The following is a 24,393-nucleotide window of genomic DNA, read 5'->3' on the forward strand; positions in this document are numbered from 1 at the left end:
GTGCTAACCTTTTTTAAATTTGCGAGTAGCAATTAAGTATTATTGCTCAAGTGGTGTATTAAACTCTTCAGGTTGCTCATAATCTCCACTTATCGATGTTAGCTTTTCATTATTAAATTTAACAGTAAGTAGTTTTCGTTGTTCACTGTCACGACCTAGGTTAAAGGTGTAAGAGTAATGCCATGTATTTTTATCAAAGGCATCTTTTGCAACAGGTTGGCCTAAAACATATACAACTTGCTCACGAGTCATGTTTATTCGAAGTTTATCAACATCAGTTTGCTCTAAAAAGTTACCTTGAGGGATATTGATACGATAAACCCAACTTGAACAACCTGCTGTTGCGCTTAGTGTAAGGGCAACGATAAACCAAAGAGAAAAAGTTTTTAACGACTGCATTGTTTGTTTGGATCCTTATTTTTTATAGACTGCATGATACCGATTAGTCACCTAAGGTAAAACCCTTTTGAGTAATTGTTTGTTACTTAATTCTTAGTATCTATGCTTGGAGCGCAATTTTGACCACAGAGTCCGATAAAAGTTTAACTATTCTTAAAGATAATGCTATAGCGAGTAGCTCTATTTGGTCCCTTTATATCGTGCAAACACGTTTTGGGCATTGGTATACGGGCATATCTACAGATGTTAGTAAGCGCTTTGCAAGCCATCAAGCGGGAAAAGGCGCTAAAAACCTAAGAGGAAAAGGGCCGCTTACACTTATTTATCAGCAAGAGATCGGGGATCGCAGTGCCGCAACTAAATTAGAAATTAAAGTCAAAAAGTTATCTAAACAGCAAAAACAGCGTTTTATGCAAGTTGGCCATTTGCCTACAGCTGCGAGAAATCGAACTGGCGAATGAACCGTTCAATATATATTACGCTTTTTACATACAAATCCTGATCAATATTTGCAAACGTATCAGTCTTTTTGTGATGATGAGGATCGTCCCCCATACCAAAGTAAACATAGGGTATACCGGCTTTTGCGAAGGAGTAATGATCGCTGGCTTTTCGCCAATCTATTTTATCGACTCTAAGCAGGCGGTTCATGTGCTTTGAGCTACTACTTACACGTACTCTGAGGTCATTCGATGAAATAGTCGCTAGTTGCGACTCAATCGTTTTTTTAAGTTTAGGCAGAGTAAATGCATATAAGGTTTTACTACGGGCACTCACAGCAAGCATATCCAAATTTATATTAAAAAGTACAGTGCCAGTCGGAAGTTGGCTTACAAAATACTTACTGCCGTGTAAACCGTTCTCTTCGGCGTCAGTAGCAACAAATATAATGTTAAACGTTGGCGTGTTTATTTTTAGCCGTTTAGCTAAATACAAAAGTGCACTCACACCACTGGCATTATCATTTGCGCCGGGGTAAAACTGTGTTCCTTTTTTTCCAAGATGATCATAATGGGCAGTAATGACAACCGTGGATGAGGTGCTATTTTTAGAAGTAAGAGTAGCGATAACATTATTGCCCGTACTGCGCGAAAAAAGACTACTTTGGTAATTAAACGTTTGCAACTCACTTGAATATCCTAATAACTCAAATCTATCTTTGAGATAAAGCGCACTTAACTCAGCGCCTGAGGTGTTTGTTTTTCGACCACTAAATACCGCAGAGCTTAAGTGCCTTAAATCATCAAGTAACTGTTGAGATGATGCGCTATTTACATCGCAAGGGAATAGCAAGACCGCAAGTAATATAAATATATGAGCTTTAATGATTATTCACCTTCGCAGTCATGTTGTTTAGAGCACGAAGTTTACCTTGATAGCGTTGTTTATCATGATCAAAATCTGCATATTTTCTAGCAAGGCCTAGTTGTTTATAAGCTTGCTTAAAATCACCTAGTTGGTAATAAGTACGGGCAAGGCCAAAATAGCTGTCATGAATTTTGTTATCTAAACGCTTAGCAGATAGAAAGTGCTTGATAGCATCTTGATAATTTTTAATATGATATGCAGTATTACCTAAAGACACATGATAATAAGGATTACTTTGGCGCTTTGTATTAAGACGTGACAAGATCGTTTGCGCCTCAGCTTGGCGACCTGTGATTTGGTATAACAGTGCTAAATTACCTAGGGCAGTATTATTATTACTATCTAGGGAGAAGGCATAATTATAGGCAATCTCGGCATTATCATATTGTTTATTGAGTCTAAAGAGCACGGCTAAATTCCCCCACGAGCCAGAATGTTGGGTATCCGCTTTTATAGCCGCAATATAGTAGCTATAGGCAATATCATAACGCTGATTGAGCATTGCTGCTGCACCTTTATTGTTATAAAACATCGCAGTAATTCGAGCTTTAGTAATAGGGGTTGTTTTAAACTTTTCACCGCGAGAGTTTGGATCAAAATCAATAATTAATGAGTTCGCTAAATTGTAAACGTAGTGAATACTGGCTTCTTTATTGCGAGGTTGTGAAACTGCAAGATTAATGTGCCCAGTGAGTAAGTTGTAACCTTTATTTAATGACCAGTACTCAGGGATGTGAACTTGTTGAAACTGCCCATACATGCCTAAATACTCAGCCATACTAAAAGCTAAAATCGATAGCGATAAGCAATTTGCATTTAAGTCGCGAAAAGTGTGTTCTGCAATAAGGGTTGCGCCTGATTGGTATGAAAGTGAATCATCGCCGTTATCTAATAAAAACGTCAAGAGCTTACGTGTTGATTGTAAATTTCTTTTGTGTGGTGGAAACTGTATATCTAGCTGCTGCATCATGTCATCACTGAGTCTAAATATCTCATCGGGTGTTTCTACATCAGACAGAGTAAATGTTTGGTTTTTAAATATTTCATTTGGAGGAGAGGGGACATCGTTAGGAATACTTTGACAGGCAGTTAATAGTAAAGTAGCGAAGAAAGTGGCTGCAAAATATAAGTGATTAGAAATAGTCATACTACACCCCAACTAATAAACAACTTAATTAAGTTTAGTCTATTTTGAAGTTGGGGCTATGGATAAATTATAAACTATGTCAGTGTTTTTCGAACGTGGCGACAAGTCTATCCAAAATTTGCGCGCTATTTGCCAGATCTTTGATTGCCTGTTCAGTGGTTATTTGTTCATGCATTGCTTTATCGCTGATCTCACTGATTTGTTCGATATTACGTCCGACATCAGCAACCACATTACTTTGCTCTTCAGTCGCAGTGGCGATGAGTGTTGCCATATCGTTTATTTCATTGGCTGTATTAGTGATTGCGGTGAGTAACAATACCGAGCTTTGCATGGCTTCAACGCTATCTTGTGCTTTATGTTTAGACTGAGCAATATTGTTAACAACACTTGTTGAAGTTTGTGTCAATTCCTCAATCATACCTTGTATTTCGGTTGTTGATTGTGATGTACGATTTGCTAATGCTCTGACTTCATCGGCGACAACAGCAAAACCTCTGCCGTGTTCGCCTGCTCGTGCTGATTCAATCGCGGCATTAAGAGCCAGTAAGTTTGTCTGTTCAGAAATCCCTCGAATTGAGTCAACAATACTGGCGATTGCAACGGTTTTTTGTGATAACACATTAACTTGAGTAATAATGAGGTCAATATCATTAGCTAAAGCCGATATCATTACTTGGCTTTGCGCAACTTGCTGGTGGCTTTGCTGTGTATTTGCTTTACTATCTTCGGTCAATTTAGCGGCCATTGCTGCGCTACTTGCAATTTCTTGAACTGTCGCGCCCATTTGGTTAATTGCTGCTGCAACTGAGATAGTCTGATCTTTTTGATTATCTAATGCCAGCGAGTTACGTTGCGCTTGATCGAAAACATGTTGTGAGCTTTGGCGTATATCGTGACTTTCACTGGCAACGTTGGCTATTGCAGTTTCTATTTTAGTAATAAAAAGATTAAAGCCATTGGTTAAATCAGTTAATTCTGGCTGCGACGATTCAGGTAAGCGATAAGCAAGATTAGCGTCTCCAGAGCCTAAGCGAGTAAATAGCTCTGCCATGTTTGAAAGTGGGGAAGAGAGTGAACGAGCAAGGAGGTAACTAAATACGCTCGCTAGTAATCCAATAATGACCGAAAATGTAATTATTTGCCACTTAAGCTTATCAATACTGGCAAACACTTCGTTCTTGGGGACTTGGGCAATAACATATAGTTCAGTGTTTTTGATTGGGCTTGCTGCAAGGAGTATATTTTCACCTTGAAAGCTAATTTCTTGAATTGAGAATGGCAGATTGTTCAATAGTTGTGTAGAAATATTACCTTGATAAAGTTTATCGAGTGTTTCTTTCGCGACTTTACTTGCATCTTTATGTAATTGAATAAGGCCACTTTTATCAGCTACAAAAACAAAGCCAGATTTTTCAATTTTAAATTTTTGCAGTAGAGTTTGCATATCATCAATGCTTTTAGCTAAGCCAGCCAAACCAGTGCCATTGACTTGTTGATGATTAACAAACATTTTCACATCATTTGATGATTCTTGGAAAATACTAATAGAGTAGGGCTGCTTAGACTGTTTAAAAGCAAAAAACCAACCATCTTGTTGCTGTGTTAACTCTCTTAAAAAACCATCTTGATTCCAGTATTGCGCTGTTTCTCTGTTTGCCCAAGACGCGGTGGCTAAATCGTATTGTTTCACTAAACGGTTTAATTCTTTGAGTAACAGGCGATCATTCGTATCTGTAGATTGTGACCAATCAAGTATAAATTCATTACTTGAAAGCTGCTCTGCGGCACTAATTAATTCATTAATATCATGAGAGATATAATTATTAATGGCTTGTAATTTACTTGGTAATTCAGATTCGATCATTCGGTGTTCTATTATATTTTTCGCACTGTATATCGACGTTGCACCAATAAATGCCGCAACAACGAAAGTAATAGAAATACCGAGCAAGGTAATTTTTTTGGTAATTGATAAATGGTTTAGTGTCATCAATGAGTCTTAATTTACAACTAATATAAGGCTTTATTCTAGCACACCCTTTGATCATGGCTAATAGTTGCTTTAAATGAAATAAGTAGTGGTGGGGAAGTGTTTTTTATAAAGGAAAAAGCCCACAAACATAAGTATGTGGGCTTGGTTTCTAACAAGCGAAACGTTTATTGTCCAGGGTTAAACAATTTTTTTCATTGCTGACATGTAGCCACGTAATCGTGTGCCAACAATCTCAACAGGGTGCTCACGCAATGTTTTATTTATTTCAATCAGTGTTTGGTTATCAACATGGTTACTTTGCTCACCTAAACCTTTACCAATAACATCAGTGTTGATATTTTTCATAAAGTTTTGAAGTAGTGGCAAACACGCATGGTTATATAAATAACAACCGTATTCAGCTGTATCAGAAATAGTGCGATTCATTTCAAATAACTTTTTACGTGCAATAGTATTTGCGATTAATGGCGTCTCATGTAATGACTCATAGTACGCTGATTCTGCAATGATGCCCGCTGCAGTCATGGTTTCAAATGCAAGTTCAACACCCGCTTTAACCATCGCAACCATTAAGATACCGTTATCGAAAAACTCTTGCTCAGTGATTTCAACATCACCGGCAGGGGTTTTTTCAAAATTAGTTTCGGCGGTTTCTGCGCGCCATTTTAGTAGATTAGCGTCATCATTAGCCCAATCTTCCATCATCACGCGTGAAAAAGTACCGTCGATGATATCGTCTTGGTGTTTATTATAAAGCGGGCGCATAATGACTTTTAGCTCTTCACTCAATTCAAACGCTTTTACTTTTGCTGGGTTTGATAGACGGTCAAGCATGTTAGTAACGCCGCCGTATTTGAGTGCCTCGGTTACGACTTCCCAGCCGTATTGGATAAGTTTAGATGCGTAACCCGGCTCAATATCGTTTTCAATCATTTTATTAAAACATAAGATTGAACCCGTTTGTAACATGCCGCATAGGATCGTTTGCTCACCCATTAAGTCTGATTTTACTTCAGCGATAAATGATGATTTTAAAACGCCTGCACGATGGCCACCAGTACCCGCAGCATAAGCTTTAGCTTGTGCTAAACCATGACCTTGAGGGTCATTTTCAGGGTGTACAGCAATCAATGTTGGGACACCAAAACCACGTTTATACTCTTCACGTACTTCAGAACCAGGGCATTTAGGTGCAACCATAATAACGGTAATGTCGTCACGTACTTGCATGCCTTCTTCAACAATATTGAAACCATGTGAGTAAGCAAGGGTTGAGCCTTGTTTCATCATTGGCATGATAGCGCTAACTACAGCTGTATGCTGCTTATCTGGTGTTAAGTTTAAAACAACGTCAGCGGTTGGGATTAGCTCTTCGTAAGTGCCAACAGTAAAGCCGTTTTCAGATGCGTTTAAAAATGATTGGCGACGTTCGCTAATTGCTGAATCACGTAATGTGTATGATACATCTAATCCAGAATCACGTAAGTTAAGGCCTTGGTTTAAGCCTTGAGCACCACAACCAACAATTACTAGCTTTTTACCTTTAAGTGCATTAACACCGTCGACAAATTCAGCTGGATCCATAAATTCGCATTGTGCAAGCTGAGCTAGCTGCTCACGTAAAGGAAGAGTATTAAAATAATTCGCCATTGTTAGTATCCTATATTCATATTTGTTAGATGCAGGCGTTTATTGCCGTGCTTAAAACCACCATAATGAAACATTCACCTTGCGTAAAATGATATATTTGAATTAAAGTATTTCAAAAAGTGAAATGTGAAATGTGTACATCACTTACATGGAGAGAATATGGATCATAAACGGTTACATTACTTTTTAGCGCTTGCTAAAACCTTGCACTTTGCACGCGCTAGTGAGTTATGCCATATCAGTGCGCCTACATTAAGTCGTAATATTAAACAGTTAGAGGATGAAGTTGGGGTTGAGCTATTTATACGTGATAATCGCAGTGTTAAATTAACACGTGAAGGGGAGTCATTTATTGATTACGCAAATGCGACCTTAGCAAACTGGCAACGCTTTCGAACGAATGTACGAAATCCAGAGCAGACCATCTACGGTAAAGTCAGCATCTATTGCTCAGTAACTGCGTCGTATAGCTTTTTACACCAAATATTAGAGCAGTTACGGTTACAGCATCAACATATTGAAATAAAGTTAAACACGGGCGATCCTGCCGTTGCTATTAATCGAGTGTTAGATGGACAAGAGGCGATGGCTATTGCTGCTAAACCCGATAAATTGCCACCACAAATAGCGTTTGCAAGTATAGGTTACTCATCTTTGGTTTTTATTGCCCCGCGCATTCCATCTTTGATTACCCAAAAGCTGGCTTTGTCTAGCGATAAAATAGCGTGGTCTGAATTAGAATTTATTGTTCCTGAGCAGGGTTTTACTCGCCAAAGGCTTGAGCAATGGTGGCGTAAACATGGTATTAATGCAAAGATTTATGCTCAGGTCGCGGGGCATGAGGCTATGGTATCAATGGTTAGTTTAGGACTTGGTATTGCGATGGTGCCAAAAATTGTATTGGATAACAGCCCGTTAAAAGACCGTGTACAGGTGATCAGTGATCAAAACGAAGCGCCAGCAGGGTTTGAGATTGGTTTAGCTGTATTACGAAAAGGGTTATCCGATGCTGCATTAAATGCACTGTGGGAGATTGCTCAAACTCTTGAAAATGTGAATTAGCTCGCTTGTTTCTACCCAAAATAAGTCCATATGTATCAAAAGTGTGAATGATTGTAATCAGCTAGGGATTAGTTTTTAATACCTTGCTATTATGGCCAGAATAAAGCATTTTTTGGCTTATAAACTGACATGAAGCTGATAGTTAAAACTTTTGCGTTAATATGTATCTATTGCCAACTTTCAGTAGCTTCAGCGACTGAACAGCAGAGCGGGTATGATAAAAATATTGTAACGCAGCAATGGCATATTAGCCTTAACACAGGGTTAGGGGTTATCACTAATCCATTGCACGGCGGTGATAATTTACCTGTAGTATTAATCCCAGAAGTTGCCTTTTACGGTGAAAAATTCTTTTTCGATAATGGCAGATTAGGTTACACCCTTGAGGAAAGCTCTCGGCATATTTTTAATTTAATAACAGAGCTTAACCCCGAAACACGTTTTTTTGTGAAATGGCACCCTACCAATGTCTTTGCATTAGCCTCAAAAAACTCAGTTGTATTTGAACAAAACCAATTAGAAAATCAGCAACCACGAGTGAAAATTACAGATCTTGATAAACGCAAGTGGGCGTTAGATGCAGGCTTGAGTTATCACTATGTTAAAGATAAGCATGTTTTTTCACTACAGGTATTAACTGATATCACGGGGGTTTATGATGGAAATAGAGCCGCAGTTCAGTGGCAAATGCATGAGACTATCGGCCGTTTAAAGCTAAAGCCGAGTTTAGGCGTTTGGTATAAATCAGCAAGCTTAAATACGTACTTTTATGGTGTAAGTGAACAAGAGCATAACTCAGCTGCGATAGAGGTAGGCCGTAGTTGGCAACCTTATGCTAAAATTGATGGCCGTTGGCCTTTAGGCAATAATAATTCATTGCGCTTTCATGTTGCGTATTATGATTATTCGGCTCTACATGAGAGTCCATTGTTTGAAAAAAAATATTCCATTACCGCCTTTATAGGATTTAATCATATTTTTTAATATGAAGTATTTTTCGTTTTCTTTGTACATCGTGATTTTTGCATTATGGTCTGAGTTAGCTTTTGCAAAACAAGACATTTTAACATTGTCACCAAAAGTCTGTGTGGTTTCCGAACAACAAGAATATTGCGATCTTGAGCTTAAGCTAACGCTAAATATGCCAAAGAAAATGGATGTATGTTTATATCAAGAAAGTAGTAAATTGCAATGTTGGCAACAAGTTAAAATAGCTAAATTAGATCATAAAGCCCGTGTTCAGGTAGCAACTATATACTCTTTGATCGACCCTCATACGGATGAACTATTAGCTACAGCACGTATCGAAGTACAGAGCACTCGTGCTAAAACCACTCGACGTAGATTACGTTCCCCGTGGAGTTTTTTTTAATTCTGGAGCTGCAAATGGCAAAGATTTTACTTGTTGAAGATGACTTAGGTTTACAACAATTAACACGAGATTATCTGGAAAATAATGGCCTTGAAGTTGCGGTACTCGATCGTGGCGATGAAGTATTTAGTTTTCTTGAGAATAACCCGATAGACTTAATTATTTTGGATGTGATGCTGCCAGGTAAAGATGGCTTTAGTGTTTGCCGTCAAGTACGTGATAAATTTAGTTTACCGATTTTGATGTTGACCGCAAAGGGTGAAGATTTCGATCAAGTATTAGGTTTAGAGCTCGGAGCGGATGACTATGTAATCAAACCTGCAGAGCCTAGAGTATTACTTGCGCGTATAAATGCGTTATTGCGCCGTGGCCAGGCCGTAGTTAAAGCCCCTGAAGAGCTACAATTTGGTGATTTAAGCATAGATAAAACCAGTCGTATTGTACGTTTAAAGAATAATGAAATCACACTCACTTCACATGAATTTGAGCTACTTTGGCTATTAGCCTCTAATGCTGGAGAAGTGCTTAGTCGTGAACATGTACATCAGCATATGATTGGTCGTCAGTATGACGGATTAGATCGTACAGTTGACGTAAGAGTATCACGTATCCGTAAAAAATTAGGCGACAACAGTGATAAACCATACCGTATTAAAACCGTATGGGGACAAGGCTACCTATTCGTTTCAGATGCGTGGGGGATGTAACCGTTAATGGGGAAGCTATTTGTAAGTTTATATGCGTATATAATAGTTTCCTTATTTTTAGTGAGTGGGGTGATAGAGCAATTATGGCCTTATGAAGAAACACAGCAACAAGTGTCTCTTGATAAAGAGTTTGGCGAGTCACTTTGGTTATTAACTCAGACTACAGAAGGCATTACCAATTTAGCGTCACGTTTTAATACCCACATCGTCGATAAAAAAGATTTAATGCTTCCCAAACCACAAGCTATTGAGCTTGCGCAGCACCACCATATTTATTTATTCGATGAAGAGCAGCGCGCAGTGTGGTACATAGAGCTCGAAAATGAGCAGTTACTGCAAGTAGGGCCTATTAGTGTATCCGCACCTGCTTTTTCATCAGTATGGCCTTACCTATTATTATTGTGCGTTGTAGGGATCCCCGTTGGGCTATGGAGTTTTTTATTATGGCGAGACTTTGCTAAATTACGGATGGCATGTGAAGCGGTCGGCGGGTCACAAGATTTTGAATTGAATGCAACGTCCAAATCATTTTTTTTGCCAATTACAGATACTTTACGTGCTATGCAACAACGCATTCAACACCTGTTGGCGGCTCAACAAGAACTTACTTCCTCAGTATCTCATGAGTTTAGAACGCCATTAGCACGTTTGAAATTTGCCTTAGCAATGCTCGAAGATAAAGTGACTGATGAAAAAGCATTTGATTACATTGATACAATGCAGCTCGATATCTTAGAGTTAGAGTCATTAGTGAAAGAAATGCTCGATTATGCGCGTCTAGATACTCAACAGCCAAATATAAGCGTTCAACAATGCGACCTAGTCCAGCTAATAAATAGTGTTGTTACCAAACTTGATTTTGCCACAAATATTAAAGTTGACGTACAGCTACCAACGACATGCACTTATGGTTGTGATAGTCATTTTATTGCACGCACTGTCCAAAACTTAATAGGTAATGCTTTAAAACACGGACAGTCTCAAGTACTGGTTCGCTTAGTTGAAGAGACTGAATTCGTTATTTTAAGCGTTGAAGATGATGGTGCTGGAATTGAGCAAGCGCAGTGGGAAACGGTATTTAAACCATTTACACGATTAGATAAAAGTCGGGATAAAAAAACAGGGGGATTTGGATTGGGTCTCGCTATTGTCGCTAAGATAGTTTCATGGCATCAAGGGAGATATGAAATATCACACTCCTCATTAGGCGGTGCTAAATTGACGATTTACCTACCTAGACGTGCAACAAATTGAACATCACTGATTTAAGTTAGAGATTTACTAATCGGCTGATTTAAGAATATATAAATTCATTTAACTCCTCAGCCTGAGTTTTTCAGGAGTAATAGCTTAGTTTTCGCCTCAAGAGCCGTTACAAAGAGAGTTATTATCCTCAACGTCGGTTATGTAATCCTAACTAATTTTGCACAAAAAAAAGCACCTTAGGCGGTGCTTTATCTTTAAAACCAAAAATCAACAAATAGCAAAGTAATAGACCTGCAATGAAACGTTAAGTTCAATATTCAATAATTTATTTCTCTATAAGGGGTCGTTTTTGTTTTTTATTAATAGAGGCATAAGGAGCTGCTCTAAACCATTTAGCTTCACTTCATACATCATTGCAAGTTGAGCCCCGAGGGTTCCATCAGGAAAGCCTTGTTGTTTAAACCAGACTAAATAAGGTTCAGGTAAAAGTAGTAGTGGTCTGCCTGCATATTTTCCGAAGGGCATTTTTGTGTTGATCGCTATTTTAAGCTGCTCAGAATCCATGGTTAACTTTTATTGAGTCGTTTTAACTAAAGTGTATTACAAAAAAGAGGAGGAAAATAGGCCATGACGGGCAAGAAATAGCCTATTTAATGAGGGAGTAGGCCCTCAGGGTTTTTAATGAATTTGGTGTTGTGGCTTTTTAGAAAATCCAAGCTTTTTAAGGCTACTTAACAATGATGGATCATCTATGCGATTAGGTGTCTCACTGTCACGCAAAAAATGATCACTTGGTACTTGATAGGCATCTAGCATCTTTTGGAAGAGTATGGTGCGAATTGTCACCGCTGTCATTCCATTTCTCTGTAGTTCATCTAGACGATTTTGAAGTTCCATTAAACGTGGACTTTTGACATCATCAGCTACGGCTTGAAATTGTGAGGGAAACTTATTTTTCATCTAGAAACCTTATTAATAACGAAATAAAAAAAGCAAATTGAATACGTATGCAAACACATAAAAAAGCTTTTTATGTTAAAAATAGATACTTACGAATTAGTCAACGAATGCAGTTTACTCTGTTTTGATGAGTAAATGCCAATCTGCATGTAAAGCTTTGTAAATAAACTTGACCGATATTTGATGAGGTTTTTATTGAGACTTTGGCCATCTAGAAGTAAGTTAATGATATATAAATAAAAATAGTTCTCAGTACCTAAAGTGGTACTAAGAACCTAATTTATATTAAGAAAATAATTTTTGTTTCACATGTTCAGCAAAACCGCTACCGGCTTCTAAATAGAAGTTATAAGTTGAATCAACACCCATATCTTCCAGCTCTTTTTGTTGATCAGGGTAATTTGCAATCGCAGTAACCTGACCTTGATAGCCTGAGGCACGCAACTGTTCTAATGCAAATATGTTTTGCATATGTTTAGGCATTGCTAGCATAATCATTTCAACATTAGAGTGATTTACACGTTGCCAAAAGTCTGGATCTGTAGCGTCTGCAAGTAATGCCTTTCGATTACGACGAACATGTTTATCAACAACCTCTGGTTTTATGTCAACGCCAGCTACAACACCAGGGTGTGTTAAATTGATTGTCTCATAAGCACCTGTGCCAATTCGACCCATACCAAATATAACTATTCTTGTATTATTTAGGTTAACAGGCAGCTCTTCAGCTAATCGAGTGTCACTTTCAAAACGCAATAGCCACTGCTCTATTTTTACGTAAATTTCATTAGAGCGTTTATTCAAAGGAGAGGCGATAATAAATGTTATAGATACCGCAATAGCCATAACAGCCAGCCATTCATTGGTTATTAAACCGCTTGTTGCAGCAACCATACATACAATTAAACCAAATTCACTGTAGTTGGTTAACGTAAATGCGCTTAAAAGCGAAGTACGTGCTCGCAATTTAAATGCATTAGTCAGTACATAATATAAAAATACTTTGATCGGAAGTACCATAATGATAACAAGTGCTATCAATAATGAGTTAACGGTCAACTCAGCACCTAAACCAATCGTTAAGAAAAAGCCGACTAACAGTATTTCTTTCAAATTAAGTAGTGACTTAGCTAGTTCACCTGCTTTTTTGTGAGGCGCGAACATCATGCCTACAATTAATGCACCTAAATCACCTTTAAGCCCTGCAAATTCAAATGCGTTATACCCTAAGACTAAAGCAAAAAAGAAACCAAAAAGAGGTAAGAGCTCACCATGTTTAGAGCGATTTAAAATCCAAAACATAACAGGGCGAAGTAGTGGAAGAGCAACAAATAAAGCAAGTGCCCAGCCATTTGGTGTTTTCCCTGTACTTATAGCGAGAAATATTACGGCAAAAATATCTTGCATAACTAAAATACCAATAGCTATCTTACCATGCAAACTAGCCATTTCACCTCGCTCCTCAAGCACTTTCACTGCAAATACAGTACTTGAAAAACTAAAAGCAAAACCGACGAGTAAAGCACTTTGCCAGCTTAACTCATCAAACATTGGTAATGCTAAATAACCAAGGAACAACATTAATCCACAAAATAGAGCACTGCTCAATATTATATGTATTGAAGCTGGAGCCCATACTTGAGGTTTGAGTAAATTAGCAACACGTAATTTCAAACCAATGCTAAAAAGCAATAAAGTAACACCAAGGTCGGCTACTGAGTTTAGTAGTTCAGTGCTTTGAAAACCGCATAAGTTTAGCGCAAACCCTGCAATTAAAAAGCCGATTAACGGTGGGAGTTTTAGTTGATAAACGACAAACCCACAAACAAACGCTGTGGCAAAAAATATTATTTCCATAATTCTTAACATCACTTCATGTAGAGGGTCAGTGTAGCGAAAGATCACTATATTTGAAAATAATAAAGCCATATTTCGTATGTTAGTTGATCGAGTAGTGTATTATTTATGTTTAAAAATCATGCAATGATTGTTTTTTCGTGTAAAAACGGCATAAATAGCAACATTTTCGCTGACAGCAGCTTTTAAATGTGGTTAAGATGCAGTAACAAAGGAATTTAAGTGGCACTTTGTAGAAGTAGGCGGCTTAAGGAGAAATAGATGTTTAAAAAGATTCTTGCATCAATAGGTATTGGTGCTGCAAAAGTTGATACTGTTCTTGAAACAGAACACCTGCAACCAGGGCAAATATTTAATGCTCAAATTGTTATTACAGCAGGTGACGTGAGCCAAGAAATTGCCGGTTTAGATTTAGCATTAGTCACCAAGGTAAAAGTAGAAGGTGAAGACGGTGCTTATTTTACGAATCATATAATAGATAAGTGGCGTATAACCGATATAGGCACATTGGAGCCGGGCGAGCAAAAACAGATACCTTTTGAAGCTCGCTTACACTCTGAAACCCCCATCACCGAAATTAATGCGGGTTCTAATCAATCACATGTGTGGTTAGAGACCGGGCTTGATATTGATTTAGCGCTTGATCCAACAGATAAGGATCATCTGCATATATACCCCAATGATGCAGTAAATACGTTTATGCAAGCGATGGATAAATTGGGCTTTAGTTTAGTTAAAGCTGACGTGGAAAAAGGCTTTTTACGCGCAAGTACATTTGCTTCAGTATCAGGGTGCTATCAAGAACTTGAATATAGACCCAATAGCCGCAGTTTATTTGGCCTTAAAGAAATTGAATTATCATTTGTGCCTGAAGCTCATAAAACGCATGTATTAATCGAATTAGATAGGGCGTTTAGAGGTGATGGCTACGTAGATTTAACAATCGAACATGACCACGTGAATTTATCACAATTATGTGATCAGTTAGAGCGCCTGCTTACATAAAGGTAGGTTAGGGCGTGTTGACCTTTCGTGATTGATTTTGCAGCAGTCTATTTGGTATTTAGACAAGCAGCGCCTATGGTGTGTGGTTGCTCCCTATAAATAGGCGATAACGCAGTATAAATGCCAAACATGCGCTGCCCAAAGGGTTCTTCCTAGGGGCGATTAACTCTTTGTTGCTCGGTTTTTACTTAGCCCACTAGGTTACAAACCTCGCGCCGCGATTAAATCGCCCCTAGATTGAACAGATTTCAATCCACAAAGGTCAACACGCCCTAGTAATTTTAATGAATAGCCCAGCATCGTCTGGGCTTTTTTATAAGAGCACTTTGATGCAATTAGTAAGTAAGTTATTTTCACAGCTAAGTAGTACTGAATTATTTAATATAATGCGCGGCCGAGTTGATGTTTTTGTTGTTGAGCAGCAGTGCCCGTATCCAGAATTAGATGACGTAGACACTCAACCTGATACACAACACCTTTTTTGGAGTGAAGAGCCATGCTTGTACGCATATGCGCGTTGTTATGCCAAAAATGAGCAATACAGTGCTATTGGTCGTGTGTTAATTGAAAAGTCTCAGCGAGGTAAAGGGCTGGCTGCTATATTAGTCAAAGAGGCGATTCACTGTTGTTTAAAGCACTGGCCTTCGCGGGATATTTATATAGGCGCGCAGACATACTTACTCGACTTTTATAGTGAATTTGGCTTTGAAAAAACGGGTGGAGTGTATTTAGAAGATGGGATTGAACACCAAGATATGATTTTAAAAAACCGCTCAGTTTGATGAGCGGTTTTTATTACGTTGAATTAACCTAATAACGAACTTACAAACACTAAACCAATTGCTATTGGGCAAATGAATTTAATATACCATGGCCAAATTTTCCAAAATATACCATTAGCAACTTCTGGGCAGCCTTGTTGAATTTCAGTTAGTAAAGAGTTGCGATACCAAATCCAACCAACAAATAAGCAGCACATTAAACCTAGCAATGGTTGGCCAAATTTAGTTGTCAATGCGATAACAAAGCCGAATAAAGTGCCAAAGTTTAAAATAATAGTGAAACTGACCACTGCAATAATGGCGCCAATTAGCCAGGTAGCACTAAGGCGGTTTAATGAAAAGCGTTCAACGGCATATGAAACCGGTGCTTCTAACATTGAGATAGAAGATGTTAGGGCTGCAATGCTCATCAAAGCAAAAAATGCAAAGCCGACGAATAAACCAATAGTGCCCATGCCATCAAATAAGGCAGGTAAAACCTGGAATACTAAGGTGTCTTCTGATAATAGCTCGCCTGTCGCAGAGAATATTTCAACACCTTGCGCTTGAGCTACATACATCGCAGGGATAATTAATAAGCCCGCAACAAAAGCAATAAATACATCAATAAGTGTTACGTATGCACCCAAAGAAACTAAGTTTTCTTTTTTACTGATATAAGAGCCGTAAATTATCATTACACTTGTACCGAGTGATAATGAGAAAAAGGCTTGCCCTAATGCACTTACGAGTAACTCAGGGTCTAATATAGAACTGAAATCAGGGACCAAGTAGGCTTTAAGACCTGTCATGGCGCCATCTTGCATCATTACATAAATAATTAAAGCAAATAAAATGGAAAGTAATGCAGGCATTAAGCGTTTTGACCACTTTTCTATGCCGTTTTCTACACCTTTACTAATAATTGCTACAGTTAAGATTATAAAACCTGCAGTAAACAGTAAATCACGAGAAAGTGATTGCTCACTTAGCCATGTTGAAGCTGTTTGACTTCCAGCGAGTGTAGCCACCGGTTCTAGTGTCGCACTGATCATCCAGCCGGCCACAATGGCATAAAAACTTAAAATTAAACCAGCGCAAATTATGCCACCAAAACCGACCACAAAAGCGAAGTGTTTTTGCCAGCCATCATTCGATATTTTACGTAAAGAAGTTACGGCATTTGCTTGACCATGACGGCCAATTGTTAATTCAGCCATTAATGCAGGGTAGGCTAAACAAAAAGCCAGCACAAGGTAGGCAACTAAAAATGCGGCACCGCCATTACTTGCGGTTTGTGTGGGGAAGCCCCAAATATTTCCAAGCCCCACAGCAGAACCCGCGGCGGCCATTATAAATCCAAAACGGGAGCTAAACTCCCCTCTTACTGCGCTCATAATTATTATTACTTCTCTATTTTGTGACGGCGCTGACAATCTACTGTAAATGCAAAAAAATAAAAAGCTCTTATTTTAGTGAATAAACGCTAAAAACGTAACATTGGACTTTTTTGCATCAATCAGTGAGCTTGTCCCTTTATGTTTTACCTATTAAGTGTTTGTTGTATAGGTATATAAACAGAGATACGATGACTGTAAAGCGTAACATTTTAATTACATTTACTCGTGGTTATGTATTTTCAAGGTAAAGCAAGCACCGCCGAGTCGTTCGCTTTTGCCAAGTTTAATAGTGCCGTGGTGCCAATCAGCGACTTTAGCAACAATCGCAAGCCCTAAGCCGTAACTTTGATCTGCTCTATTACGGTGATTTTGCTCTTGAAAAAAAGGGCTAAAGACTTTATGCCAATTTTGTTGGGCTATTCCCGGCCCATCATCTTCAACAATAAATGTGATTATGTGCCCTTGTCGTTTTGCCGTTAACACAATGCGGCTATGCGCAAAATCACAGGCATTGTTAAGTAAGTTAGTAATGGCACGCGCTAACCAATGCAGATCCGCTGTTAAATTTTCATTATCGCTGACTAATTCTAAATCAATAGTTTGATTGGCTAATTTAGGAGCTAATTGATTGATAATTGTTGCTAAATAATCATTCATTAATGTGTTTGAATAGGTAAGCTGATTTGCTTGTTGCTCTAAGGTTGCAAATGCTAAATAGCTTTTAAGCATGGATTCCATTTGATCTAAATCCGATTCCATGCGAGCTAAATAATGTTTTATTTTATCTTCATCATGACAATCAATCGCAGCATCTAAACCGAAGCGCAAACAGGCAATAGGAGTGCGTATATCATGAGATAAGCTAGACGCCATTAATTTGTTTTCATCAAGGAGTTTTTCAATTTGGCTCGCCATACGGTTAAATGTACGCTCTACATCTTTTATATAAGTAAAGTGGGATACCTTAATACGTGCGCTTAAATCACCTACTGCAAACTTTTTAGCTGCGTCGTTCACAACACCTAAACGATTTGCTAATGGTGCAATAATAAACCCCATAAAAACACATAAACCAGCATAAAAAAGTAAGGTAAGTAACATGTCATTATGTTGTTCTTGTTGATGCAGCTTCTCTAGGCGTAGCTTTAAATGAAATGGTGAAAGTTGTGTATTTGTGTAGAGTAAATAAAAGCCTTGTTGATCTTCAAGGATGAGCCCACCAGGCGCACGCATTTGGGTAAGTAAGGAGGCCGGGAGTGCGAGTGACTGTGTAGCGCGATAGGTTAGCGGTAATGAAAATTGCTCTGCTAGATTTTGGGTAAAGCGAACACGTTTATCGAGAGGTTGAGCTATAATCTGCTGGCTAAACCCCATTAATATTTTACTTTGTAGAGCAAACTCATCTTCAGTGTGGTGAGTTTGCTGGCTAAATGCATCTATTAGCCAACCAAGTATCACAATAGATAACAAGGCGCTGGCAAGTAAAGAAAGATAAAACTTTTTCATGGGCTTGTTAAATACATAATAAAATTAACTGACGCATCACCATGCACTGGCGACGAGTAAATAGCCACGTCCCCAAATGGTTTTGATTTTTTCCGGGTGCTGCGGATCATCATTAAACTTTTTTCGTAACGCAGAGATAAGCACATCAACACTGCGATCCAACCCATCGTACTCTCGGCCTTTCGTTGCTTTAAATACAGCATCACGAGATACAACTTGGCCTGCATTACTAGCTAAGTATTGCAGTAGTAAATATTCAGCACTAGAGATAGGGTGCTCAACATTATCGACGAAAACATTTCGTGACTGTGTGTCTATTTTTAATAAACCAACTTGGATAATCGAATCATCAACCTTATTCTCACTATTATCATTGCTTAGTCGCAATGCTGCTTTGATACGAGCCAATAGTGCTCGAGGTCTGACTGGCTTCATTATATAGTCACTGGCGCCTACTTCTAACCCGATCACTTCATCCATTTCATCATCTCTTGCAGTGAGCATAATGATAGGGGATTGATAAAACTGGCGTAGCTCTCGACAAACACTGATCCCATCTTGGCCTGGCAGCATAATATCGAGTAAGATTAAATCAGGTTTTAGCTCTTTAACATGACCGACGACCTGATCGCCGCGAACACAAATTTGTGTGGTATAGCCTTGCTCAGTTAAGTATTCAGCGACCCACTGAGCGAGTGACTGATCATCTTCAACAAGTAAGATTGTGCCGTAATTGTCCATAGTGTTCTCTTTTTTAAAAAAGGCGCCAGCGGCGTTTCTTTTGGCGGTTTTGATAAACCCACTGCAGCTGCACTTGTGCTGATGCGATGATTTTGCCTGTATCACTATTAATTAGTTCAAATGAAATGCTTTCAATCGAGTCAAATGCATAATTGAACTTCCCATTACTTTGTCTTAACCAGCATTGCATAATGTGCTTAGATGTTGCATCACGTAAGCAATAATTACCGAGTGTACTGTGTTGCCAGTTTAGCTCAACATCAGCGTAGCATTTGCGTCCTTCGCGTAATGCTACGCAGGTATCGGGTAGGGCTACTAAGCTATTATCTAATGGCTTTGTGTCGCTTGCATATAACGGGTTAATACCCAGCAACAATAATAAAATTACTGAAGCTTTAGAATACATAACGCACGCCCATCATCGCTTTATGCTGATACCCCTGAGATACAATTGGACTATTAACTATTTCATTGGAAAACCACGTTGATAGCCAACCACCTAAAAATACCCAATGCTGATTAAGCGGATATTCGGCGTGGAATTCAAATATCATACTTGTTGATGTGCCCGTATGATAAACGGGACGAGTTGGGGTTGCTTCACTTGGGGTAATGCCAAAATAGTAATTTGTAAAATCAGCAGAATATGCGCTAAAGCCTAAGCCGGTTCGAAACTCCCAGTTTTGCCACGGTAAAATATGGCTAAAAAAAGTATTTACGACCCAGCCATTATGCGCGCTAGAAATATCATGTAAGTATTCAAACGAAATCTGTGAATTTTCAAATCGTCGGGTAAGGCGCAGGCCAGTATCAAAATCATATCGACGACTTTTAATACCATCGAGCTCTTTAATAGTGCCCTCAGCGTATAGATCTAGACCTGTTTCGTTAAAGCCCGCTTGTATATTGGTGCCAAGAATATCCAGCCCCCAATCAAATTTATCTATCAGGCTATAACCAATAATGACACCACCACTGAGTTGACTGTGATCAATGTCTAAATAAAAGCGTTCGTAAGATAGGGCTAGGTTAATATCAAGTAACACGCCGTGACTATATGAATCCATACCAACTAAGTAGGAATCTTCGATATAATAACCAGCGCCAGCGCTCCAGTCCCAGGCAAAACCTGCCGTCGGTTCTAGGGTATTGTCTGCATAATAACGATTACTTGCATAACTCGGGCTGTGCCATAAACACACACTGATCACAAATATCATCAGCTTTTGTAGTGGATTTTGTACCAATCGCATCCGTTATCCAAATAAATAAACAGTAATTAACTGTATTATATTGTCAAATAGTTATTTAAATCTGTAAAAAAATGTATTTGAGTGCAATAAATGTATTTATTTTTAAAGTAGGCGTTCCTCGGCGCTTTTGTAGTTGCCGAGGGGGATATACTCAAATCACCTCAAAAAACGCCCAAGGGTTTGGTTTAAAAGATTTATACTGCGTTATTGATTTTAATAATAGAGCCATAATTAGAGGTTAAATAGTCCATTTATCACAGTGGTTTACTGAACTTTAATTTTATCAATTAAAATACTACTTAAATAGTAGTGCATCATAGGCGTTAAGGCGCTTACTTCTGTGCGATTACACGGCCCCTGAGTTTTAACTAAACTGGTTAGCTTTGAGATAGTTTGATAGCTAGGCACACTAATGTCTTGCTTTGCACGTGCAATTCGCGCTTGCTCTGTATTTTGTGCATGTATGAATGTTGCAATATCTAATTCATTGCTAATTATTTGTTCTTCGTTAAAAGTGTATATTAATGGCTCACGATGAAAACTTGCGCTGTCAATCGATGACTTACCAAACCATACAACATCACCAGATGCTTTATGTGTTAATCGCATGCTCACTTGTGCATTTATTGTTGCACATTGCTGAGAAGGGAATTGGGCTGCAATTTCATTAAATAGAGGGTAAGGGGTTTTAGGTGTTGACACCTGATATTGAGTATCATCAAGAAAGCTTAAATCTAATTGGTGAATTGAGAGTATATAGTCGCTATTATTTTGCTCTGTGACACGCAGATTAATCATCTCTAACGCATCGCTAATTTGTTTTTTTAGTGTATCTGTAACACTTGTTTTATCAGCAACTATTTTAATGCTTTGATTGCGTTTTAATTTATGGGCTGGTAATTGTACTGATTTTACTTTGGGGGATGCGTGCTCTGTTACGTATTTAACCTGATAAGTTTGACTTTTTAGTTGCGGTTTTTCTGGCATTGCTAAAAGCGGGGCAGGGGTTGGTGAAGTAACGCAGCCCGTTGTAATTAAAATAAAAGAAACGATTGAAAAAAAACGAATTAGCACTGTAAAACCCTTATAAAATCAATTAATCGGCGCATTGTACGTGAGTCTAGTTAAAAGTTCATGGTATTATGAACTAAGAAACTTCCTAAATAGATTAAAATAATAAAAAATGAAGTACTCAGTCCCATTAATTTATTCTTTTATTTTACTGCTGTCGATGGTGTTTTTTCACCCCCGAGTGAACGCAGCCAACGAACAATGGCAAGCATTACTTAAAGACTATAACAAACATTTGCAGAACAAATTAAAAAGTAAAGGTATACCCGCCGGAGCGTTATCGATAGTCAATGGCCCAGATAATACATATGTTAAAGGTTTCGGTGTAACTAAATTAAAAAATGGCCAGCGAGTAAATGAATATACTCGATTTAGATTAGCCTCTGTATCAAAGACTTTTGCAGGCGCGTTGACAGCAAAACTAGTAGGACAAGGAAAGTTTTCATTAGATGACCCCGTAAGTAAGTTTATTCCAGAATTTGCGAATACTAGCTATAAAGATAACTTAAAAGTATTTCACTTGTTAAGTCACTCTAGCGGCTTAGTGCCAAACGCCTATGATAATTTAATAGAATCACGGATGAACTATCCAGACATAGTCGCGAAGCTGTTAAGCGTGCAACCAATTTGCCAACCTGGGCAATGCTATGGCTATCAAAATGTCATGTTCAGTTTGATTGATGAGGTGATTATAAGCAGTACTCAAATGAGTTACTCGCGCTGGTTAAATGAATTTATTTTTTCTCCGCTACAAATGAAAAATGCCAGCGTTGGTTATCAGTCAATGGTCGCTGATGGAAACTATGCACATCCTCATGTGCGTGGCCGTAAAAAGTGGCATACAGCAAAGCTTAAAAAGAATTACTATAAAGTTATTCCTGCGGCAGGTGTTAATGCAAGTGCCAGTGATATGGCTATTTGGTTAAAAGCACAACTAGGTTATTACCCAAGTGTGTTATCCAAAGATGAACTCGCCAGACAAACGCGTCCTTATACCCAAACGAAAAAAGAGCTGCGTCGTAGAGTATGGAAAAAACACCTAAAAGAAGCATATTATGGTTTAGGGTGGCGTGTATATAATTATGATAATGAAACAATTTACTATCATAGTGGGTGGGTACAAGGCTATCGAAGTGATTTAGTTGTGATCCCACATATGAATATTGGTTTCAGCTTAGTTTTAAATGCTGAAACAGGGTTAATTAACGAGCTTACAACAGACTTTATTAATCGTGTATTAGCTTATAAACAAGCGCAGTTAACTCCTAAACTTTAAAGGTATACGATGAAAATTTTATTAAGTGTATTGATAGTGTTTTTCAGTGCTTATATAAATGCACAACCAGAGCAAATATATTTGTTTCGTCATAGTGAAAAGCTAACAGATAAAGATCCACATTTATCAGCACGCGGAGAAATTAGAGCACAGCAATTACATTCTTTAATTAACACGTCAAAGACCGTTACGCTGTATAGCACCCACTATAACCGTACACTTGAAACAGCGGCACCATTAGCTGATCACTTTAAAGTAAAAATAGCTACATACGATCCAAGCAAGTTGGTTGCTCTACAACAAGACATACTCACTAAAAGTGGCACAGTTATTATTATTGGCCATAGCAATACAACCGTAGAATTAGCGCAATTATTTAATTCAGTAGAGTTGGAAAAAATGCCTGAAAGTGAATTTGACCGCTATTTTTTATTAAATAAGGAGTCACAGGGCTATACGTTAAATGATCTAAAGATGGGGTTTTAAGCAAAGTCATACAATTTAGAAAATTATTTAACTGTGTTTTTCAGGCATAAAAAAACCAGCGAGCGCTGGTTTTTTTTACAAAGAAGGAAAAGCCTAATTACGCGGTAATTGAATTTTCTTTTCTTCACTCTGGCGGTAAAGCACAATAACATGACCAATTGACTGTAACTTTTCAGCGCCAGTTTCACGAATAATTGCTTCAAAAATCAATGCTTTAGTTTCTCTGTCATCAGTAGGTACTTTTACCTTGATAAGCTCATGAATTTCTAATGCACTTTGAATTTCTACTAAAACACCTTCCGTTAAACCGTTTGAACCGAGTAAAACGACTGGTTTAAGAGAGTGTGCTTGACCTTTTAAAAACTGCTTTTGTTTGTTCGATAATTTCATGTTGTTACAAATTTTGCTGAATATGGCTTGAATTAAGGGTATTCTAACGCCATCTAGAGAATATTACTAATTAGTTGCGTGTTAATTTATGACGAATAAAAAACTTTCGGCCAGTTCACAGCGATGGTTGAAGGAACATTTTGATGATCCTTATGTTCACGAGGCACAAAAGAAAGGTTGGCGTTCTCGTGCGATTTTTAAACTCGACGAGATCCAAAATAAAGATAAATTATTACGCCCAGCTATGACCGTTGTTGACTTGGGCGCTGCGCCAGGTAGTTGGTCACAGTACTTAGTTGAAAAAATTGGCATGAAAGGGCAAGTGATCGCTTGCGATATTTTGCCGATGGATTCACTTGCAGGCGTTGACTTTTTACAAGGAGACTTTCGAGAAGAAGCTGTTTTAGATGCGTTATTAAATCGTATTGGCGGAAAAAATGTTGATGTAGTGCTCTCAGACATGGCACCTAACATGAGCGGTAATAGCTCCGTTGACCAAGCTGGAAGCATGTATTTAGTTGAGCTTGCGCTTGATATGTGTCACCAAGTATTAAAGAAAAATGGTGCATTTATTGTAAAAGTATTCCAAGGTGAAGGCTTTGATGAATACCTACAAAATGTACGAAGCAGCTTTAAAGCTGTAAAAATCCGTAAACCCGACGCTTCTCGTGCTCGTTCTCGTGAAGTATTTATAGTAGCGACAGGCTATAAACTGTAGTACAGTTGTCAGGCGTTTAGTTGAATTTAAATTAATTGGATACAAGAGGTTAACCCCTTGAG

26 protein-coding genes are annotated in these 24,393 nt (G+C 38.3%); 11 read left to right on the top strand and 15 right to left on the bottom strand.

Annotated features, from left to right (window positions below):
* Positions 1–39: 39 nt before the first annotated feature.
* A complete protein-coding gene (locus tag ADS77_RS08685) occupies positions 40–399 on the bottom strand; it encodes an outer membrane protein assembly factor BamE (protein WP_054203265.1) in 360 nt (119 codons plus the stop codon).
* A gap of 119 nt (positions 400–518) precedes the next feature.
* Between ADS77_RS08685 and ADS77_RS08690 the strand changes: the two genes are divergently transcribed.
* The gene (locus ADS77_RS08690) at positions 519–860 is read left to right on the top strand and encodes a GIY-YIG nuclease family protein (RefSeq protein ID WP_054203264.1); all 342 of its coding nucleotides are present in this window, start codon (positions 519–521) and stop codon (positions 858–860) included.
* Here ADS77_RS08690 and ADS77_RS08695 read toward each other — a convergent pair.
* The 4 genes from ADS77_RS08695 to ilvC form a co-directional block, all read right to left on the bottom strand.
* Positions 829–1,692, bottom strand: a complete 864-nt coding sequence (locus tag ADS77_RS08695) for a M20/M25/M40 family metallo-hydrolase (protein WP_235575740.1) — start codon at positions 1,690–1,692, stop codon at positions 829–831. The genes ADS77_RS08690 and ADS77_RS08695 overlap by 32 nt on opposite strands.
* A 28-nt stretch (positions 1,693–1,720) precedes the next feature.
* Positions 1,721–2,914 carry a tetratricopeptide repeat protein gene (locus ADS77_RS08700; protein ID WP_054453906.1) on the bottom strand — a complete coding sequence of 398 codons (1,194 nt, stop codon included), beginning with the start codon at positions 2,912–2,914 and terminating at the stop codon, positions 1,721–1,723.
* A 79-nt stretch (positions 2,915–2,993) separates the two neighbouring features.
* Positions 2,994–4,907, bottom strand: a complete 1,914-nt coding sequence (locus ADS77_RS08705) for a methyl-accepting chemotaxis protein (protein WP_054203262.1) — start codon at positions 4,905–4,907, stop codon at positions 2,994–2,996.
* Between the two features lie 180 nt (positions 4,908–5,087).
* Positions 5,088–6,560 carry a ketol-acid reductoisomerase gene (ilvC, locus tag ADS77_RS08710; protein WP_054203261.1) on the bottom strand — a complete coding sequence of 491 codons (1,473 nt, stop codon included), beginning with the start codon at positions 6,558–6,560 and terminating at the stop codon, positions 5,088–5,090.
* 159 nt (positions 6,561–6,719) lie between these two features.
* Here ilvC and ilvY point away from each other — a divergent pair, with 159 nt between their 5' ends.
* The 5 genes from ilvY to ADS77_RS08735 all read left to right on the top strand — a co-directional run bounded on the left by ilvY (position 6,720) and on the right by ADS77_RS08735 (position 10,955).
* Complete coding sequence (gene ilvY, locus ADS77_RS08715; protein ID WP_054203260.1) at positions 6,720–7,622, top strand: HTH-type transcriptional activator IlvY; 903 nt, start codon at positions 6,720–6,722, stop codon at positions 7,620–7,622.
* A gap of 129 nt (positions 7,623–7,751) precedes the next feature.
* A complete protein-coding gene (locus ADS77_RS08720) occupies positions 7,752–8,606 on the top strand; it encodes a MipA/OmpV family protein (protein WP_082355639.1) in 855 nt (284 codons plus the stop codon).
* 1 nt (position 8,607) lies between these two features.
* Positions 8,608–8,994 carry a DUF3019 domain-containing protein gene (locus tag ADS77_RS08725; RefSeq protein WP_054203259.1) on the top strand — a complete coding sequence of 129 codons (387 nt, stop codon included), beginning with the start codon at positions 8,608–8,610 and terminating at the stop codon, positions 8,992–8,994.
* Positions 8,995–9,008: 14 nt separating this feature from the next.
* Positions 9,009–9,701, top strand: a complete 693-nt coding sequence (locus ADS77_RS08730) for a response regulator (RefSeq protein ID WP_054203258.1) — start codon at positions 9,009–9,011, stop codon at positions 9,699–9,701.
* A 6-nt stretch (positions 9,702–9,707) separates the two neighbouring features.
* Positions 9,708–10,955, top strand: a complete 1,248-nt coding sequence (locus ADS77_RS08735) for an ATP-binding protein (RefSeq protein ID WP_054203257.1) — start codon at positions 9,708–9,710, stop codon at positions 10,953–10,955.
* A gap of 285 nt (positions 10,956–11,240) precedes the next feature.
* On the opposite strand, the gene ADS77_RS08740 is transcribed toward ADS77_RS08735, so the two are convergent.
* The 3 genes from ADS77_RS08740 to ADS77_RS08750 form a co-directional block, all read right to left on the bottom strand.
* Positions 11,241–11,471 (bottom strand): DUF3820 family protein, encoded by a 231-nt coding sequence (locus ADS77_RS08740; RefSeq protein WP_054203256.1) that lies wholly within the window; start codon positions 11,469–11,471, stop codon positions 11,241–11,243.
* 114 nt (positions 11,472–11,585) lie between these two features.
* Positions 11,586–11,867, bottom strand: coding sequence for a hypothetical protein (locus tag ADS77_RS08745; protein ID WP_054203255.1), 282 nt, complete (start codon positions 11,865–11,867; stop codon positions 11,586–11,588).
* 285 nt (positions 11,868–12,152) lie between these two features.
* Positions 12,153–13,724, bottom strand: coding sequence for a cation:proton antiporter family protein (locus ADS77_RS08750; RefSeq protein WP_054453942.1), 1,572 nt, complete (start codon positions 13,722–13,724; stop codon positions 12,153–12,155).
* Positions 13,725–13,985: 261 nt separating this feature from the next.
* Here ADS77_RS08750 and ADS77_RS08755 point away from each other — a divergent pair, with 261 nt between their 5' ends.
* Both ADS77_RS08755 and ADS77_RS08760 read left to right on the top strand, forming a co-directional pair.
* On the top strand, positions 13,986–14,729 hold the full coding sequence (locus tag ADS77_RS08755) for a sporulation protein (protein WP_054203254.1): 744 nt from the start codon (positions 13,986–13,988) through the stop codon (positions 14,727–14,729).
* A gap of 329 nt (positions 14,730–15,058) precedes the next feature.
* Positions 15,059–15,511: a GNAT family N-acetyltransferase gene (locus ADS77_RS08760; RefSeq protein ID WP_054203253.1), complete on the top strand. Its 453-nt coding sequence runs from the start codon at positions 15,059–15,061 to the stop codon at positions 15,509–15,511.
* A gap of 23 nt (positions 15,512–15,534) precedes the next feature.
* On the opposite strand, the gene ADS77_RS08765 is transcribed toward ADS77_RS08760, so the two are convergent.
* The 6 genes from ADS77_RS08765 to ADS77_RS08790 form a co-directional block, all read right to left on the bottom strand.
* Positions 15,535–16,887 carry a sodium-dependent transporter gene (locus tag ADS77_RS08765; protein ID WP_054203252.1) on the bottom strand — a complete coding sequence of 451 codons (1,353 nt, stop codon included), beginning with the start codon at positions 16,885–16,887 and terminating at the stop codon, positions 15,535–15,537.
* A 222-nt stretch (positions 16,888–17,109) separates the two neighbouring features.
* Positions 17,110–18,396: an ATP-binding protein gene (locus ADS77_RS08770; protein WP_054203251.1), complete on the bottom strand. Its 1,287-nt coding sequence runs from the start codon at positions 18,394–18,396 to the stop codon at positions 17,110–17,112.
* A gap of 36 nt (positions 18,397–18,432) precedes the next feature.
* Complete coding sequence (locus ADS77_RS08775; protein WP_054453908.1) at positions 18,433–19,137, bottom strand: response regulator transcription factor; 705 nt, start codon at positions 19,135–19,137, stop codon at positions 18,433–18,435.
* Positions 19,138–19,150: 13 nt separating this feature from the next.
* A complete protein-coding gene (locus ADS77_RS08780; protein WP_082355640.1) occupies positions 19,151–19,543 on the bottom strand; it encodes a DUF3019 domain-containing protein in 393 nt (130 codons plus the stop codon).
* The gene (locus tag ADS77_RS08785; protein ID WP_054203472.1) at positions 19,533–20,357 is read right to left on the bottom strand and encodes a MipA/OmpV family protein; all 825 of its coding nucleotides are present in this window, start codon (positions 20,355–20,357) and stop codon (positions 19,533–19,535) included. The genes ADS77_RS08780 and ADS77_RS08785 overlap by 11 nt, the downstream gene beginning before the upstream one ends.
* Before the next feature lie 297 nt (positions 20,358–20,654).
* Positions 20,655–21,458 carry a hypothetical protein gene (locus ADS77_RS08790; RefSeq protein ID WP_054453944.1) on the bottom strand — a complete coding sequence of 268 codons (804 nt, stop codon included), beginning with the start codon at positions 21,456–21,458 and terminating at the stop codon, positions 20,655–20,657.
* 115 nt (positions 21,459–21,573) lie between these two features.
* On the opposite strand from ADS77_RS08790, the gene ADS77_RS08795 reads away from it, so the two are divergent.
* On the top strand, positions 21,574–22,737 hold the full coding sequence (locus tag ADS77_RS08795; protein ID WP_054453909.1) for a serine hydrolase domain-containing protein: 1,164 nt from the start codon (positions 21,574–21,576) through the stop codon (positions 22,735–22,737).
* A gap of 9 nt (positions 22,738–22,746) precedes the next feature.
* A complete protein-coding gene (locus tag ADS77_RS08800; RefSeq protein ID WP_054453911.1) occupies positions 22,747–23,223 on the top strand; it encodes a histidine phosphatase family protein in 477 nt (158 codons plus the stop codon).
* Between the two features lie 93 nt (positions 23,224–23,316).
* On the opposite strand, the gene yhbY is transcribed toward ADS77_RS08800, so the two are convergent.
* Entirely contained in the window at positions 23,317–23,613 is a 297-nt protein-coding gene (gene yhbY / locus ADS77_RS08805) for a ribosome assembly RNA-binding protein YhbY (protein WP_054203247.1), read from the bottom strand.
* An 88-nt stretch (positions 23,614–23,701) separates the two neighbouring features.
* Here yhbY and rlmE point away from each other — a divergent pair, with 88 nt between their 5' ends.
* Positions 23,702–24,331: a 23S rRNA (uridine(2552)-2'-O)-methyltransferase RlmE gene (gene rlmE, locus ADS77_RS08810; protein ID WP_054203246.1), complete on the top strand. Its 630-nt coding sequence runs from the start codon at positions 23,702–23,704 to the stop codon at positions 24,329–24,331.
* Positions 24,332–24,393 lie beyond the last annotated feature (62 nt).

The sequence above is a fragment of the Pseudoalteromonas porphyrae genome, from assembly GCF_001298125.1.
Classification (GTDB): Bacteria; Pseudomonadota; Gammaproteobacteria; order Enterobacterales; family Alteromonadaceae; genus Pseudoalteromonas; species Pseudoalteromonas neustonica.

What these genes read in the sequence shown, in the direction of transcription:
- ADS77_RS08685 (WP_054203265.1), bottom strand. Translation starts at nt 399, where the DNA reads ATGCAGTCGTTAAAAACTTTTTCTCTTTGGTTTATCGTTGCCCTTACA.
- ADS77_RS08700 (WP_054453906.1), bottom strand. Translation starts at nt 2,914, where the DNA reads ATGACTATTTCTAATCACTTATATTTTGCAGCCACTTTCTTCGCTACT.
- ADS77_RS08705 (WP_054203262.1), bottom strand. Translation starts at nt 4,907, where the DNA reads ATGACACTAAACCATTTATCAATTACCAAAAAAATTACCTTGCTCGGT.
- ilvC (WP_054203261.1), bottom strand. Translation starts at nt 6,560, where the DNA reads ATGGCGAATTATTTTAATACTCTTCCTTTACGTGAGCAGCTAGCTCAG.
- ilvY (WP_054203260.1), top strand. Translation starts at nt 6,720, where the DNA reads ATGGATCATAAACGGTTACATTACTTTTTAGCGCTTGCTAAAACCTTG.
- ADS77_RS08720 (WP_082355639.1), top strand. Translation starts at nt 7,752, where the DNA reads ATGAAGCTGATAGTTAAAACTTTTGCGTTAATATGTATCTATTGCCAA.
- ADS77_RS08725 (WP_054203259.1), top strand. Translation starts at nt 8,608, where the DNA reads ATGAAGTATTTTTCGTTTTCTTTGTACATCGTGATTTTTGCATTATGG.
- ADS77_RS08730 (WP_054203258.1), top strand. Translation starts at nt 9,009, where the DNA reads ATGGCAAAGATTTTACTTGTTGAAGATGACTTAGGTTTACAACAATTA.
- ADS77_RS08735 (WP_054203257.1), top strand. Translation starts at nt 9,708, where the DNA reads ATGGGGAAGCTATTTGTAAGTTTATATGCGTATATAATAGTTTCCTTA.
- ADS77_RS08740 (WP_054203256.1), bottom strand. Translation starts at nt 11,471, where the DNA reads ATGGATTCTGAGCAGCTTAAAATAGCGATCAACACAAAAATGCCCTTC.
- ADS77_RS08745 (WP_054203255.1), bottom strand. Translation starts at nt 11,867, where the DNA reads ATGAAAAATAAGTTTCCCTCACAATTTCAAGCCGTAGCTGATGATGTC.
- ADS77_RS08750 (WP_054453942.1), bottom strand. Translation starts at nt 13,724, where the DNA reads ATGGAAATAATATTTTTTGCCACAGCGTTTGTTTGTGGGTTTGTCGTT.
- ADS77_RS08755 (WP_054203254.1), top strand. Translation starts at nt 13,986, where the DNA reads ATGTTTAAAAAGATTCTTGCATCAATAGGTATTGGTGCTGCAAAAGTT.
- ADS77_RS08760 (WP_054203253.1), top strand. Translation starts at nt 15,059, where the DNA reads ATGCAATTAGTAAGTAAGTTATTTTCACAGCTAAGTAGTACTGAATTA.
- ADS77_RS08765 (WP_054203252.1), bottom strand. Translation starts at nt 16,887, where the DNA reads ATGAGCGCAGTAAGAGGGGAGTTTAGCTCCCGTTTTGGATTTATAATG.
- ADS77_RS08770 (WP_054203251.1), bottom strand. Translation starts at nt 18,396, where the DNA reads ATGAAAAAGTTTTATCTTTCTTTACTTGCCAGCGCCTTGTTATCTATT.
- ADS77_RS08775 (WP_054453908.1), bottom strand. Translation starts at nt 19,137, where the DNA reads ATGGACAATTACGGCACAATCTTACTTGTTGAAGATGATCAGTCACTC.
- ADS77_RS08780 (WP_082355640.1), bottom strand. Translation starts at nt 19,543, where the DNA reads ATGTATTCTAAAGCTTCAGTAATTTTATTATTGTTGCTGGGTATTAAC.
- ADS77_RS08785 (WP_054203472.1), bottom strand. Translation starts at nt 20,357, where the DNA reads ATGATATTTGTGATCAGTGTGTGTTTATGGCACAGCCCGAGTTATGCA.
- ADS77_RS08795 (WP_054453909.1), top strand. Translation starts at nt 21,574, where the DNA reads ATGAAGTACTCAGTCCCATTAATTTATTCTTTTATTTTACTGCTGTCG.
- ADS77_RS08800 (WP_054453911.1), top strand. Translation starts at nt 22,747, where the DNA reads ATGAAAATTTTATTAAGTGTATTGATAGTGTTTTTCAGTGCTTATATA.
- yhbY (WP_054203247.1), bottom strand. Translation starts at nt 23,613, where the DNA reads ATGAAATTATCGAACAAACAAAAGCAGTTTTTAAAAGGTCAAGCACAC.
- rlmE (WP_054203246.1), top strand. Translation starts at nt 23,702, where the DNA reads ATGACGAATAAAAAACTTTCGGCCAGTTCACAGCGATGGTTGAAGGAA.